The organism is Thalassobellus citreus, from assembly GCF_044385915.1.
GTDB classification, from domain to species: Bacteria; Bacteroidota; Bacteroidia; order Flavobacteriales; family Flavobacteriaceae; genus Thalassobellus; species Thalassobellus citreus.
Map to the genome: position 1 here is coordinate 97,013 of NZ_JBISCC010000130.1, position 15,211 is coordinate 112,223.

The 15,211-nt window shown below is 30.7% G+C and carries 16 protein-coding genes and 1 other RNA gene; 8 read left to right on the plus strand and 9 right to left on the minus strand.

All coding sequences use genetic code 11. The annotated features are described in order from the left end of the window. Positions 1–55: 55 nt before the first annotated feature. An RNA gene (rnpB, locus tag ACH5TX_RS18160) (RNase P RNA component class A) lies at positions 56–407 on the plus strand. Between the two features lie 57 nt (positions 408–464). On the opposite strand, the gene ACH5TX_RS18165 is transcribed toward rnpB, so the two are convergent. The 5 genes from ACH5TX_RS18165 to ACH5TX_RS18185 form a co-directional block, all read right to left on the minus strand. Then, entirely contained in the window at positions 465–1,217 is a 753-nt protein-coding gene (locus ACH5TX_RS18165) for a hypothetical protein (RefSeq protein WP_439340915.1), read from the minus strand. 23 nt (positions 1,218–1,240) lie between these two features. Then, positions 1,241–1,759 (minus strand): nuclear transport factor 2 family protein, encoded by a 519-nt coding sequence (locus ACH5TX_RS18170; RefSeq protein ID WP_439340916.1) that lies wholly within the window; start codon positions 1,757–1,759, stop codon positions 1,241–1,243. Between the two features lie 153 nt (positions 1,760–1,912). Further along, positions 1,913–2,458 (minus strand): RsmD family RNA methyltransferase, encoded by a 546-nt coding sequence (locus tag ACH5TX_RS18175; protein WP_439340917.1) that lies wholly within the window; start codon positions 2,456–2,458, stop codon positions 1,913–1,915. Further along, the gene (locus ACH5TX_RS18180; protein ID WP_439340918.1) at positions 2,458–3,285 is read right to left on the minus strand and encodes a DUF3822 family protein; all 828 of its coding nucleotides are present in this window, start codon (positions 3,283–3,285) and stop codon (positions 2,458–2,460) included. Before ACH5TX_RS18180 ends, ACH5TX_RS18175 begins: the two co-directional genes overlap by 1 nt. Then, a complete protein-coding gene (locus tag ACH5TX_RS18185) occupies positions 3,269–4,006 on the minus strand; it encodes a hypothetical protein (RefSeq protein WP_439340919.1) in 738 nt (245 codons plus the stop codon). The genes ACH5TX_RS18180 and ACH5TX_RS18185 overlap by 17 nt, the downstream gene beginning before the upstream one ends. A 130-nt stretch (positions 4,007–4,136) precedes the next feature. On the opposite strand from ACH5TX_RS18185, the gene ACH5TX_RS18190 reads away from it, so the two are divergent. From ACH5TX_RS18190 to ACH5TX_RS18215, 6 genes are all read left to right on the plus strand, one after another. After that, entirely contained in the window at positions 4,137–5,561 is a 1,425-nt protein-coding gene (locus tag ACH5TX_RS18190; RefSeq protein WP_439340920.1) for an ATP-dependent DNA helicase, read from the plus strand. Positions 5,562–5,580: 19 nt separating this feature from the next. After that, entirely contained in the window at positions 5,581–6,147 is a 567-nt protein-coding gene (locus ACH5TX_RS18195; RefSeq protein WP_439340921.1) for a DUF4126 domain-containing protein, read from the plus strand. Between the two features lie 46 nt (positions 6,148–6,193). Further along, positions 6,194–6,922, plus strand: coding sequence for a 3-deoxy-manno-octulosonate cytidylyltransferase (kdsB, locus tag ACH5TX_RS18200; RefSeq protein ID WP_439335667.1), 729 nt, complete (start codon positions 6,194–6,196; stop codon positions 6,920–6,922). Then, on the plus strand, positions 6,913–7,614 hold the full coding sequence (locus tag ACH5TX_RS18205) for an HAD family hydrolase (protein ID WP_439335666.1): 702 nt from the start codon (positions 6,913–6,915) through the stop codon (positions 7,612–7,614). The genes kdsB and ACH5TX_RS18205 overlap by 10 nt, the downstream gene beginning before the upstream one ends. A 106-nt stretch (positions 7,615–7,720) precedes the next feature. After that, positions 7,721–8,803, plus strand: a complete 1,083-nt coding sequence (locus tag ACH5TX_RS18210; protein WP_439340922.1) for an iron-containing alcohol dehydrogenase family protein — start codon at positions 7,721–7,723, stop codon at positions 8,801–8,803. A gap of 1 nt (position 8,804) precedes the next feature. Further along, entirely contained in the window at positions 8,805–9,353 is a 549-nt protein-coding gene (locus ACH5TX_RS18215) for a 1-acyl-sn-glycerol-3-phosphate acyltransferase (protein WP_439340923.1), read from the plus strand. Positions 9,354–9,522: 169 nt separating this feature from the next. Here the strand turns inward: ACH5TX_RS18215 and ACH5TX_RS18220 are convergent, their stop codons facing one another. Further along, on the minus strand, positions 9,523–12,123 hold the full coding sequence (locus ACH5TX_RS18220; protein WP_439340924.1) for a zinc-dependent metalloprotease: 2,601 nt from the start codon (positions 12,121–12,123) through the stop codon (positions 9,523–9,525). A gap of 171 nt (positions 12,124–12,294) precedes the next feature. Between ACH5TX_RS18220 and ACH5TX_RS18225 the strand changes: the two genes are divergently transcribed. After that, positions 12,295–13,023 carry an NYN domain-containing protein gene (locus ACH5TX_RS18225; RefSeq protein ID WP_439340925.1) on the plus strand — a complete coding sequence of 243 codons (729 nt, stop codon included), beginning with the start codon at positions 12,295–12,297 and terminating at the stop codon, positions 13,021–13,023. Positions 13,024–13,036: 13 nt separating this feature from the next. Here the strand turns inward: ACH5TX_RS18225 and ACH5TX_RS18230 are convergent, their stop codons facing one another. The 3 genes from ACH5TX_RS18230 to ACH5TX_RS18240 all read right to left on the minus strand — a co-directional run bounded on the left by ACH5TX_RS18230 (position 13,037) and on the right by ACH5TX_RS18240 (position 15,188). Then, entirely contained in the window at positions 13,037–14,011 is a 975-nt protein-coding gene (locus ACH5TX_RS18230; RefSeq protein WP_439340926.1) for a Gfo/Idh/MocA family protein, read from the minus strand. A 63-nt stretch (positions 14,012–14,074) separates the two neighbouring features. Then, positions 14,075–14,794 (minus strand): YebC/PmpR family DNA-binding transcriptional regulator, encoded by a 720-nt coding sequence (locus ACH5TX_RS18235; RefSeq protein ID WP_439335661.1) that lies wholly within the window; start codon positions 14,792–14,794, stop codon positions 14,075–14,077. Positions 14,795–14,894: 100 nt separating this feature from the next. Beyond that, positions 14,895–15,188: a 4a-hydroxytetrahydrobiopterin dehydratase gene (locus ACH5TX_RS18240; protein ID WP_439335660.1), complete on the minus strand. Its 294-nt coding sequence runs from the start codon at positions 15,186–15,188 to the stop codon at positions 14,895–14,897. Between the last annotated feature and the right edge of the window lie 23 nt (positions 15,189–15,211).

A 15,211-nucleotide genomic window follows, 5' to 3' on the forward strand; every position in this document is an offset into this window, starting at 1 on the left:
CTTAGGAAAACGCTTTTTATTTAGATTTTAATTTCAGTTTGTTGTAGTTTTGCGGGAAGTAGATTGCCTTATCGCTTTTGTGCTGAATTTATTTCAGTACTTGAGAGGAAAGTCCGGACACCGTAGTGCAATATAGTGGTTAATGGCCACCAGCCGTGAGGTTAGGAAAAGTGCAACAGAAAGTATGTACAGGTAATGCTGTAGTGAAACCAGGTAAACTCTATGTGGTGCAATGTCATGTAAACCAGTGCTTGAGGGCGGCACGCTCGATACTGGAGGGTAGGCAGCTAAAGTGTAATGGTAACAATGCACTCAGATAAATGATAAGGGTATTCTAATTCTTTTTTGGAGCGATCCTGAAACGAGTTCAGGGTATACAGAATCCGGCTTATAAATTTACTTACCTATAAAAAAACCCTTCTTTAATTTAAAGAAGGGTTTTTTGCTTAAAAAAGATTGGTTGGTTAATCTGTTTTTGGAGAATAACTTAGGTCTGGTCGCATTTCTCCTGTATAATTTTCTACTCGAGTGGTGTAATTCATGATTTTGCTAAAGGTATCCCATCTGTCTGGTCCTAAAACTTCCTTGTTGGCTTTACTTTTTTGAGCAGAATCAATTTCATCTTTCGAAGCAATAGAGACTAGGTAGAAGTTTTCCATAGAGCCAAAACCGTTTTTATATATTCGGTAATATTGTTTGGATCCTTTGTTTGTGTACATGTCTTTTACTGCTTTTAAGCCTTCTTTCATTTTTTCTGCATTTTCTGGTGTGTAATACATATAGAACCAATCTCTGTAGTTTTCATCTGCTGGAGCATTTGTAGCACCTTCTGGCATGTATGAAAGAGCATCGTCTTTTATAAGAATATAAGATCCGTGAGAATCGTAACATTTGTCGAAACGTTGAAATAGTTCTTTCCATTTGTCTCCCATTGTTTTTGCCATTTCTGCAAAGGGACGTTTATCTAAATCGGCAAAATTTTCGATAGGCGTAATGTAAAAATATTTAAAATCACTTGTCGAGGCTGTAAACCATGTAGCTTGTACATTATTGGCAACACTTGCCTCGTTAAATGCTTTAGCAACTTTTTCGTATTCCATAAACATGGAAGGTTTAACGTTGTCTTGATGTACTTGAAATGCTTGTTGTGATAAAGCTACATTAAAAGTAAAACAGTAAAGGAGCATTGCTAATAAGCTTGTTTTAATTGTTTTCATAATATTTATAGTGTTAGTTGCTTTTATTCTTCAGAAACTTCGGTTTCAGTTTCCATTTGTGCAGCGATTTCAGAGGCTATAACTTTATTTATACCTGCTGTATCATAATAGGCATATTCTTGAACAATTTTGCCTTCAATAAATTCGATTGTTAAATGTACAGGTATTACTAATTTTTTTTCAGTAATTTTAGATGTACCGTTCCAGTTATTCCAATAATTTACCCAAGTTTTTCCGTCTTTATCTATAACCATTTCGGATACGCCTCCTTTTTTAGAAAACCCATAAGAAGAGAAGTTAGATAACATTTGAGTCATGCCTGTCATCATTTCATTAGGTGTAGCTCCTTTATTGGTGTTATGGAAAATTTTTGCAGTATCAGCAAAGTTTGCTTTCCATTTAGTCCAGTCTTGAGCTTCATAAGCTTTAATTCCTGCTTTAACAGTTTCTATTTCGGCAGATTCTTCAAAATAACGTTGCGGCTTATTTTGACAAGCAATAAAAAGAACAAGCGCTGTTGCAATTAAAAAAAGTTTTTTCATTTGTTTTATGGTTTAAAGGGTTAGTATTAAGTTTAATCCATAAACAAATACCCGAATAAATTGGGTAAAAAGGAAGATGTAAATAGAGTCTGGGACTCTTAAGGAGATTTCTAAAGTACTAAATAAAAGCGAATTAACAAAATAAGGCGTTTTCTAGACCTCTTGATTTTCGAAAAAGCTAAACATATTACCTCCATAACTTTTAGAATAACTGTAGTTTGGTAAAGTAGATAAACTAGTATGTTTTGAGTGCTCTATTATTAGTACACCTTCTTCTAATAAAAGATTATTTTTAAATACTAATTCTGGAATTTTAGAGAACAATTCTTCAGAGAAATTATACGGAGGATCGGCAAAAATGACATCTGCTTGTATTTTTGTTTTCTCTAAAAATTTGAAGACGTCACTTTTTATAGTTTGTAGTGGCATATCAAATTTGTCGGCTGTTTGGTTAATAAACTTAATACAGCCAAAGTCTTGATCTACACAAGTAATTTGCTCTGTGCCTCTTGATGCAAATTCATAACTTATATTTCCTGTGCCAGCAAATAGGTCGAGAACTGAAATATCGTTAAAATAAAATGTGTTATTTAATATGTTGAATAATGACTCTTTCGCCATATCTGTTGTAGGTCGAACAGGTAGGTTTTTAGGCGCTACTATTTTTCTGCTTTTAAATAATCCGGATATAATGCGCATTAAAAACTTTTTATTAAGGTGAAATTGCTATGATGACTCGCTGGTTGAGCATCTATGCTGTATTTATAATTATCTTCTCTGTTGCCTAAAAATGTAAACCGAATGTATTTGTATGCAATAACATAGAGGTCATCTTTAGTATCTATACCTCCAAGAAAAATTAAATTTAATGTTTCTGGGTTTAGTTTTAATTGTTCTGCTGTAAAGAGCAAGTAATAAATAAAATCTTCTTTAGTTTTATATTCAAAAGTGTTAAAGAAGATTAATTTTGAGTTTTCTACAACAACTATTTCAAAATGATTTTTATTAACATTTACATACATTTTTATTGCATCAGAATTCTTTTCTATCAGTAAAATTTGTTCAATTAAAACGGTAGAAGCATGCTTAAAAGTAAATGCACCAAACTTATCATAAATGAAATTATTAATATTTATGTATGGTACATAAACATTAACACTGTCGTTTATAAGAATATCATCATAGGTAATAAAATCTGATTTTAAAATTTTAGAATTAAATTTTAAATAATCAACTAAACAATCTTCATTAAATATTGGCTTTGGTACTAAGGTTGAAAGTTCATTATCATGTATAATGCATACATTGTTAAAATCATCTTGTAGATTTTTTTCTGTATTGAATACATGTTTTAATTTATCTAAAACTTCTAATGGATTTAACTTTTTAATAAAGTCAACTTGTTTTAAACTAGAGATGGTATTAGTATCTCTTTGTAGGGTACAAAAAGAAAGTCCACTCAAACTTATTTGAATGGACAGATCTATATTAGTTAGTTTCTTAAAAGTTTTACTCGTTATCGCCATAAGTTTTTGGCCAGTTACCTCCAGTATTAACTTCGTCCATAGAGCCTACTATAAGAGCATCTCCGTTTACGCCTTCAACTGAAACCACTTCATTCTCTTGACTTAATAAATCTTTATCTTGGTCAAATAAAATAACGGCTTTTTTAACTTTGGCTTCAAAAACAGGGATTTTAGCATCACTTTGTTCAATAAAACCAGATTTAAGTTCAAATTTAGCACCTGCTTCACCAACAGGTACATTCATCATTGTTTTATACTTATCAGATGATTTAAATAAAGAATCTTTTACAGAAGAAGTTCCTAATGTATCAATGATAACTATTTCTTTATACATGTCTACTCCAAATTGTTTTGTTAACACAGGATCAATTACACTTGAATCACGACGTTGTGTAATCGTATATTCAGCAGTATCAATAAACTTTACCAGTTTATCAAAATCACCAGCAAATACTCCAGTAATTTGTTTATGTGCTAATTGAGCATCTCTAATATCAATTAAATTTTTAATAACTTCAGCATAGCGCTTTTCTTTTGTTTGTTCAAATAAAACAGGGTTATATACAGACATAAAAGTTTGGTATCCTAGAAAAAATATTAACCCCCACAATACGATAGTTAATACAGATTTAAATTTAGAAGGAACAAATTTGTCAATTAGCTTTACTAAGCCAATTGTTACTAGTATTACAGCAACTGCAATCAGAATAAATGTTAACATAATGGGTTTTTATTAAAAATAAATTATTATAAAGGTATTTAGCAAATCTACAAATTTTTTTTAATCGTAAAAACGAAAGCACGTAAAAATCATTCATATATTTGAATAATTTTTAATCCGTCTAATTTAAATGACATCACCCGAATTTTATTCCCTTATAAAACAGGACTTTCCGTTCGAACCTACTATAAAACAAAATATTGTTTTACAGCAATTATCCGAGTTTATTTTTAATAAATCGCCTGATGCGCTTTATTTGTTAAAAGGGTATGCAGGTACAGGAAAAACAACCATTATAGGCTGTATTGTGAGTAATTTATGGAAAGCAAAAAAAAGCGCTGTACTAATGGCACCAACGGGTAGAGCTGCTAAAGTGATTTCAAATTACTCAAAGAAAGAAGCCTTTACTATTCATAAAAAAATATATTTTCCTAAGAAAGATCAGGGTGGAGGTGTTAAATTTGTTTTACAACCTAACAAGCATAAAAACACCATTTTTATTGTTGATGAAGCTTCAATGATACCTGATACGGCAGGAGATTCTAAACTTTTTGAAAATGGCTCTCTTTTAGATGATTTAATGCAGTACGTTTATTCTGGTCATCAATGTAAATTATTGTTAATTGGTGACACGGCACAACTTCCTCCTGTAAAGTTAGATTTAAGTCCTGCTCTAAATGAGAATACGCTAGCTTTAAATTACAACAAAGAGGTTACTAGAATGGAGTTAGATGAAGTCATGCGTCAAGAACATGATTCAGGAATTCTTGTTAACGCTACTTTTTTACGCGAAACATTGTCTAGTTCATTTCATGATGCTTTTAAGTTTGATTTAAACAACTTTAAAGATATTGTTAGGTTAGTTGATGGTTATGATATTATGGATGCTATAAACGATGCTTATAGTAATTTAGGAAACGAAGAAACAGCTATTATTGTTAGAAGTAACAAACGCGCTAATTTATATAACCAGCAAATACGCAGTCGTATTTTATTTAATGAAAATGAATTATCGGCTGGAGATTATTTAATGGTTGTTAAGAATAATTATTTTTGGATTAAGCCTAATACAGATGCAGGGTTTATAGCTAATGGTGATATTATTGAAGTTTTAGAAATATTTAAAATTGAAGAACTTTATGGTTTTCGCTTTGCAGAAGTAAAAGTAAGAATGGTTGATTACCCCAATATGCGTCCATTTGAAACTGTTTTATTATTAGATACTATTGATGCTGAAACCCCTTCTTTACCTTATGAAGATTCTAACAGGCTTTATCAAGAAGTTATGAAAGATTATGATAGTGAAACAGCCAAGTATAAAAAGTTTTTAAAAGTAAAGGCAAACAAACATTTTAATGCCTTACAAGTTAAGTTCTCTTATGCTATTACTTGTCATAAATCTCAAGGGGGGCAATGGAATACAGTTTTTGTAGAACAACCTTATTTGCCAAACGGCATCGATAAAGATTATTTACGTTGGTTATACACTGCTGTAACCAGAGCTAAAGAAAAGTTGTATCTTATTGGTTTTAAAGACGATTTTTTTGAGGAATAGTTTTTGATTATATTTAGCTATGACAATAGAAACAATTATAAGTATTTGTTTGGGAGTAGGACTTGCTGCTTCTGTTGGTTTTCGAGTGTTTTTACCATTATTCGCATTAAGTTTAGCTTCCTATTTTGATGTTTGGCAACTTAATGAATCTTGGCAATGGATAGGAAGTACAACAGCACTAATAACTTTAGGGGTTGCTACTGTAGTAGAAATATTTGCATATTTTATTCCGTATATAGATAACTTATTAGACAGTATAGCAGTACCATTGGCAGCATTAGCAGGAACCGCAGTCATGATGTCTACTGTGGCAGATTTAAGTCCTGTAATTACATGGTCTTTAGCAATTATAGCAGGAGGTGGTACAGCAGCAGCCATTGCAGGAACATCAAGTACTACAAGATTAGCATCTACTGCTACAACAGGCGGTTTAGCAAACCCTATTGTTGCGACTTTAGAAACGGGTACTTCGGTTGTTATGTCTATTATTTCAATTTTTTTACCTGTACTTGCTATTGTTTTAGTAGTGATACTATTTATTGTGATTTTTAAATTATATAAAAAGTTTAAATCCAAAAAAAATTAACTCATTAAATAGTACTATTTTTGACAAAGAATTGAATATTGAATAAATGAAAATAATTTCTATGATTCCAGCGCGTTATAGCGCAACACGTTTTCCTGCAAAACTTATGCAAGACCTTGGTGGTAAAACAGTAATACGTCGTACATACGAAGCTACTGTTGCAACCAATTTATTTGATGATGTTTTTGTGGTTACAGATAGTGATATTATTTATAATGAAATTGTAAATAACGGAGGAAAAGCCATCATGAGTAAAAAGGAACACGACTGTGGAAGTGACAGAATTGCTGAAGCTGTTGAGTTTTTAGATATAGATGTGGTTATAAATGTTCAAGGAGACGAACCTTTTACTGATAAAGAATCATTAATTAAACTTATTGATGTGTTTAAAAACGACCCTGATAAAGAAGTCGATTTAGCATCATTAATGGTTCATATTACAGATATCGACGAAATTAATAACCCTAATACAGTAAAGGTTATTGTAGATCAATCTGATTTTGCATTATATTTTTCACGTAGCCCAATTCCATATCCAAGAGAAACTAATGTAGGCGCCAAATATTTTAAGCATAAAGGCGTTTATGCATTTAGAAAGCAAGCTATATTAGATTTTTATAATTTACCAATGCTTCCTTTAGAAGCTTCAGAAAAAATAGAGTGCATTCGTTATTTAGAATACGGAAAACGTATTAAAATGGTTGAAACAGATATACAAGGTGTAGAAATTGATACTCCTGAAGATTTAGAACGCGCCAAAAAAGAATGGAAATAGATTATAAAAACATAAAAGTTATTGGTTTTGATGCTGATGATACGCTTTGGGTAAACGAGACCTATTTTCGTGATGCCGAAGCTGAATTTGCTAGTTTATTATCTAAATATGAAACGCCTAATAAAATAGATCAAGAATTATTTAAAAAAGAAATAGGTAATTTACCATTATATGGCTATGGTGTTAAAGCTTTTGTATTGTCTATGGTAGAAATGGCTTTAGAATTATCAAATTTTGAAGTATCTAATAAAACTATAGAAGCCATTTTGAACATAGGTAAAGATATGTTGAATAAACCTGTTGAATTACTAGATGGTGTTGAAGCTGTTTTAAAAAGTCTATCAAAAGAATATAGATTAATTTTAGCTACAAAAGGTGATTTGCTAGATCAGGAACGAAAATTAGAAAAATCTGGTTTAACTAATTATTTTCATCATATCGAAGTTTTAAGTGATAAGAAAGAAGCTAATTATTCTAAATTATTAAATCATTTAGATATAAAGCCTTCAGAATTTTTAATGATTGGAAATTCATTAAAGTCAGACGTTTTGCCTTTAGTAAATATAAAATCAAATGCCATACACGTACCTTTTCATACTACTTGGGCACATGAACAAGTAAGCGAAAAAGAAACGAATGGAAAAGCATATAAAACCTTAGAGAGCTTAAAAGATATTTTAGAATTATTATAATAAATAGTTCTATCAAATAATATTTCTTTTTAGTTGAAAAACAAAATATTTATCAAAGTAAAATTAAATAATACTATTTTTACTTTTTGAAAAGAAAATAAATTAAATGAGTTATAAAAACTTTCCAATGGTGCCAAGAGTTATTTTTGGTAGAGGTAGTTTCAGCCAACTAAATGATATAATTGCCCCAAAGCGATTAAGTATTAAAGCCCCTTTCATTTATTTAATAGATGATGTATTTAAAAATAATACCTGGTTAATATCAAGAATAAGTTTATCGTATGACGATAAGATAATTTATATTTCGGCTAATGAAGAACCTAAAACATCTCAAGTAGATGAATTAGTTGAGGATATTATTTTAAATACAAAAGAACGACCTTCTGGCATTATAGGTATTGGTGGTGGTACGCTTCTAGATTTGGCCAAGGCAGTATCTATTATGTTAACTAATGAAGGTGATGCTAAAGATTATCAAGGATGGGATTTAGTAAAAAATCCTGCTATTTATCATGTTGGTGTACCAACTATATCAGGAACAGGAGCAGAAGTGTCAAGAACAACAGTACTTACTGGTCCTGAAAAGAAATTAGGTATTAATTCTGATTATACACCTTTTGATCAAGTTGTTTTAGATCCTGAACTGACTAAAGATGTACATACAGACCAATGGTTTTATACAGGAATGGATTGCTATATTCATTGTATAGAATCTTTAAGCGGAACGTACTTAAATGCTTTTAGCCAGAGTTATGGTGAAAAAGCTTTTGATTTGTGTAATGAAGTATTTTTAGATAATAACTTGTCAAAAAAAGACTTGCAAGATAAACTTATGATGGCAAGCTGGCATGGAGGTATGAGTATAGCTTATTCTCAAGTTGGTGTTGCTCACGCTATGAGTTATGGGTTATCATATTTATTAGGTACAAAGCATGGCATTGGTAATTGTATTGTATTTAATCATTTAGAAGAATTTTATCCTGATGGCGTAAAACTATTTCAAAAAATGATGTCTATACATAATATAGAATTACCTGAAGGGATTTGTTCCAATTTGAGTGATAACGAACTTGATATTATGATTAACATCGCTTTAAGTTTAGATCCTTTATGGGAAAATGCATTAGGTAAAAATTGGAAAACAATAGCAACTCCTAAAAAATTAAAAGAACTTTATAAAAAAATGTAATATGCAATGGTTAGCCAAACTTATTTATTTTAAAATATTAGGTTGGCAAGTTGTTGGTAATACTAATTTTTCTAAAGATACAATTAAGAAAGCAGTTATAATTGCTGTACCGCATACCAGTTGGCACGATTTCTATATTGGTGTTTTGTTACGGTCTGTATCAAACATTAAAATCAATTTTGTTGGTAAAAAAGAATTGTTTGTATTTCCTATGGGTTGTTTTTTTAGAGCTTTAGGAGGTACGCCAATTGATAGGTTTACAAAAGAAAATAAGGTTGATGCTATAGCTAAACTATTTAAAGAAAAGAAAGAATTTAGAATGGCTTTAGCTCCAGAAGGCACTAGAAAGAAAGTAAATGAGTGGCGTACGGGTTTTTATTTCATAGCTAAAAAAGTTAATATACCTATTATTATGGTGAGCTTTGATTTTGAAAACAAGCAAAATAAGATTTCAGAACCATTTTATCCAACAGAAAACATTGAAAACGACCTTAAATTCATGTATCATTTTTTTAAAGGGATTAAAGGTAAAATCTCTAAATATTCATAGCTATATTAAATTATGGCATAAAAATTGATTTATGTATAGTGTATCAATCAATGAAACATAAAGTAAACAATTATTTGTACCTAAAAAGAAACATTGCATTAATACAATCAAAATAAAAAAAGCCTGTTAAGTTTAAATTAACAGGCTTTTTTATGCAGTTTAAGATTGATTATTTAATCTCTTTTACAGCATTATCAATAAGCGTTCTTAGATGTTGTTTATGAGCTCTTGATTCTATATTTCCCAAAGAAGACGCCATAGTTCTAATTTGTTTTAAATTATATAATGCCATCGATTTAGAATTGTTAGAAAAGCTACTTGCTCTTTTACCATTTAGCATATTTATTAATGTGTTTGTATATTCTAATTGCAAGTTTTGTCTAAATGAATTTATATTACCACTAATATCAGCTTTAAATATTGCTTTGTTTAAATCTGTCATAAAACGAGATAAAGTATACTTGTTACCATAAAGTTCAGAATCTGAAATACGTTTTAATGTTGTTGGATGTAAAATATGAGCAAATACATTTTTTTGATATGTTAATACTTGTTGATGTATTTTTGGGTCTTCTGTATTTCTTCCAAAATTAAAACCTCTACGTTGTAATGCTAAATAATTGTATAATTCATTAGGAGCATCAAAAGCATTTGGAGCAAATACATATTTACTTAAAGCATTCATAGCTCTTTTTTGATCTTCTAAACTTACAGGCGTATATGGTTGTTTACTATGTTTTTGTCCTACCATACCGCGTTCAACATATACGCCTCCAATATATCTAGATATTATATTTGCAGCACCAGATTTTTGCCTACTTAATAAATAATAAGCTTGTCTTAATTCTTGATAAGATTGGCCTTTTGTTGTAAAATTTTGAAATAGATCTTTCATTAAATCATTTGCAAGCTCTATACGATCAATAGAGTAAGTAATAGCATCATTAGATTGATCCCAAACATTAACTCTAGGATCTATTGCTTTACCTGGAGATCGCATATCATCGGCATCATTACCAAAAATAAGTTCGGGTTTCGTAGATTCATTTAATAAAGCGTCTTTTTCAGCTTCAGATTTAAATGGGGTATATCCAAATTGTATAGCCCAAACATCATACGGTCCAACAGACATATCTGTGTATTGTCCTTGTTTACTTCTGTCTCTAGTTAAATTTAAAGCAGCATAATCCATAACAGATCCTGTTAAGCATTTCCCTTTTATAAAATCGGCATCTGCAAGTTGTTCAGGCGAGAATAATTGACTAGCTTTCATGTTATGATTAAGTCCTAATGTGTGTCCAACTTCATGCATTAATAACGCAGTGATAACTTCTTTTTGAAGTCTTTTTAATTCTAAATTAGTAGCTCCAAATGCAGAAGCTATAGACTTTGCAAACATTGCATCTTCATGCAATAATTCACCAAATGAACAATACATGTGGTCGTTATTTAAAACATCAGATGGGGTAAAAGCCGTTTCTAAAGATGCTAAATTGTATAGTTTATCTAAAATTACTCTATTCGAAAACATAATATATTCTAACATAATATCGGCACTCAATATTTCACCAGTTCTTGGGTTTGCCATACTTGGTCCGTAGCCGCCAAAAGGCGGTTCTGGAGATGATGTCCAGCGTAAAACATTATATCGTATATCGCCAGCATCCCAAATGGCATCATCTGGTTGTTGCTTCACAACAATGGCATTTTTAAATCCTGCTTTTTCAAAAGCAATATTCCATTTTAAAACCGCTTCTTTTATAGTTTCTCGCCATTCAACTGGTGTTGTATTTTCCATCCAGTACGTAATTGGTTTCACAGGTTCAGATATGGCTGCACTTGGATCTTTCTTTTTTAAATTCCATCTATTTATTAAATCTCTATATGGTGTAGCACTGGTAGATGTTTTGTCATCTACTTGTTGGCCAAAGTATCCAACTCTAGGGTCGTCAAAACGTGGTTCAAAATCATTCTCAGGCATTGCAATTAAGCTATGAAATACTTTTACGCTTACATTTCTGCCATCTGCAACAGCATTAGAACCATTATTTAAGGTTGATGGTTTAGAGAATACATATTCAACTTTAATATTTGAGTTTTCAGGATAGTTTTTAATATTGATAATTTTCGTTTTATTTTTATCTAAATTACCTAGTTTGAAATCTGTAGGAGAACCTCCAGGTCTTGAAGCTGGTTTTATTTGTGAGAATGTTTCTTTTAAAAATAAATCATTTGCTTTAATAAGGTATAACCCTTTTTCTTCATTGTATGCTTCAATTTTTATGCTTGCCATATTACCTTCACTAATATTGGCGCCTTCAGATTTTGAAATAGCATTATCTGGATCGTAATAAAAGGATGTGTTTTGAGTTATAAACTCTATTTTATCAAAATATTTCTCAATTTTAAAAACTTTTGAGTCTTGATATGAACCTCTAATTATTCTACCAGCATCCATGACACCGTCTGCTATTTGGCTAAAATGAATAAATTCTTTACCAAGCTGTTCGTTAGATATTAACATTTGAAGCGATCCTGTAATTGTATCTTGGTACATAGTCAGTAAGCCTTCAATTTTTCTACTAGATTTTGTTAAATCTTTAATTGTTTTTTTCTTGCTTTTTTTTGGTACTGGGGCTTTTATTTCTGTTTTATCCTTTTTTTTGGTTCGCTTCTTTTTTTGAGCGTTTAGGTTTATTGAGCTAAAACAGATTAATAAAGAAAAAAACAAGTAAGTAAAATTGATACTTTTGGTTTTAAATTGATTCATTTTGAAATGATTTCTATTGATTTAATAAAAAATTAAAGGATATAATCGTTAAAAATAAGTAAAGTGTAAGATAATTTTATGTTGAAAGTGTTAAAATATTAAATAGATAACTCAAAAACTTATAATTATATAACTGTTGTGTATATATTTATTATCTATCTTTAAAAAATTATGATAAAAGACACAAAAATAGCCGTACTTATTGATGGTGATAATATCCCTTCAAAATACATTTCAGAAATGATGGAGGAAATAGCCAAGTATGGTACGCCTACTATAAAACGTATTTATGGTGATTGGACTAAACCGCATCTTTCTAAATGGAAAAACATTCTGTTAGAAAACGCCATAACGCCCATTCAGCAATATGCGTATACTACAGGCAAGAATGCTACAGATTCGGCCATGATAATTGATGCGATGGATATTTTATATTCCGAGAAGGTTAATGGTTTTTGTTTAGTGTCTTCAGATAGTGATTTTACAAAATTAGCAACACGATTGCGAGAGGCAGGTATGCAAGTTTACGGAATAGGAGAGAAGAAAACACCAAATCCTTTTATTGTTGCATGTGATAAATTTATTTATTTAGAAATTCTTAAAAATGATAATGAAAAGGAAACTAAAGAAGGCGCTCAGAAAAAAGAAAATTTATATAATATAACACCGAAAGTTATTAGACTTCTTAAAAACTCTGTTAACGATGCAGCCGATGATGATGGTTGGGCTTTTTTAGGAGACGTGGGCTCATTAATTCTTAAAAAGCAACCCAACTTTGATCCTCGAAATTTTGGCTTTGCAAAATTAACACCTTTGTTTAAATCGTTAAACCAATTTGAAATGGAACAACGCGACCAATCAAACGGACGATTCAAATTAATTTATGTGAAAAATAAATAAGATCTTTTATTTATTAAATTACTCCTAAAATTTTATCCATAACCCAATTGGCATGTATTGCCGATTGTCCTAAAGAAGGATGTGTATAATCTTTATTTATTAACATATCTCTCATACCTTCTACATGGTGCATTTGTACATGTTTAGGGTGTTCAATAAACAATTCTTCGTTTTTTGTTTTGCTTTCTAATACAATAGGATTATCATGAAAAACAGAAAATTTAATGTGCCCTTCACTTCCATAAATAACAACTTCGTCTAAATGATTATGGCAATCAAAGTTCCAAAATGCAGATCCTGTTATATGTGTTTCATGTAGCCAACATGCTGTAATAGCATCTTTAGCAGTGTATTTTCCTTGTTGATTTAAGCCAATACCATTAGCAATTTTTATATCACCAAGTAGAAAAGCGAATAAGTCAAAACCATGACTCGCTAAATCATCAAAATAACCTCCAGGAGCAATTTTAGCATCTGTACGCCAATTATAGTCTCCAGATTTATCAATGTCATTAGCTGGTTTACTAAAATTCCAACTAATATGTCTTACATCTCCAATATAATTATGTTCTAACCAATCTTTAATCTTAGTAAATCTTGGTAATGATCGCCTGTAATATGCAACAAATAGCGGAATTTCTTTTTCTTTAAAAGCATTAAAAACTTCTAAGCTATCAGCGTAATTTGGAGTCATTGGTTTTTCTATACAGCAAATTTTTCCAGCTTTAGCTACTTTTAAAGCATACAATTTATGGGTATCTGGTGGTGTTGCAATATATACAGCATCAATAGTGTCATCATTAATTAAGGCATCAGCATCGGTATAAGTAGTTTCTATATTATGACGCTTAGCGTAATCTTTTAGTTTTTCAACATCACGTCGCATAACAGCTTTTATATTAAAACCTTCTGTTAATTGAAAAGCTGGTCCACTTTTTACTTCAGTAACATCGCCACACCCAATAATTCCCCAATTGATAGTTTGCATAATTTTTTGTTTTTAAAACAAAAAAGAGCTGTGAAGCTCTTTTTGTATTTACTTTTTATAGTGTTACTCTGCTGATTCTTCCATGGTGTGATATACAGATTGTACATCATCATCTTCTTCAAGTTTTTCTAATAATTTTTCAACATCAGCAACTTGTTCTGGTGTTAATGGTTTTGTTACTTGAGGAATACGCTCAAATCCAGACGATAAAATTTCAATTTCACGACTTTCTAATTCCGCTTGAATGGCTCCAAAACTTTCAAAAGGTGCATAAATTAAAATACCATCATCATCGGCAAAAACTTCTTCGGCACCAAAATCAATAAATTCTAATTCTAATTCTTCTGGATCTAATCCTTCTGCGTTTATTCTGAAATTACAAGTATGATCGAACATAAAAACCACAGAGCCAGATGTACCTAAACTACCATCGCATTTATTAAAATAACTACGAACGTTTGCTACGGTTCTTGTATTATTATCGGTTGCAGTTTCTACTAAAATAGCAATACCGTGTGGTGCATAACCTTCAAAAATAACTTCTTTATAATCGCCTTGACCTTTTTCGCTAGCCTTTTTAATAGCACGCTCTACGTTATCTTTTGGCATGTTAACAGATTTTGCATTCTGTATAACAGCTCTTAAACGCGAATTACTATCAGGATCTGGACCTCCTTCTTTTACTGCCATGACTATGTCTTTACCTATACGTGTAAAGGCTTTACTCATTGCAGACCAACGCTTCATTTTACGTGCTTTTCTAAATTCAAAAGCTCTTCCCATAATACTGTGTTTTTATTTTTATTCCCTTGATAAAAAGGAATTTTTTAATTTTAAAAAATTTTAATCTAACAAAGTTAAAAACCTATTGCTTAATTGCAAATTATTCCTCATCAGGTTCTACAATATTTTCTATTGCTTCAGCTAATTTAAAATCTAAATGCGTTACGCCATTTGCAGAATGTGTAGATAACGAAATAGTAAGTACATTATAAACATTAGACCAATTAGGATGATGATTTAAGGCTTCGCATTCAAACGCAATACGGCTCATGGCACTAAAGCAATCTTTGAAATTTTCAAATTCAAATTCTGCATGAATAGCATTATCATAATATTCCCAATCTGGAAACTGTAACAATTTTTTTTCTATATCATCTTCAGATAATTTACTCATAATTAAAATGTTTATTTGTTGCT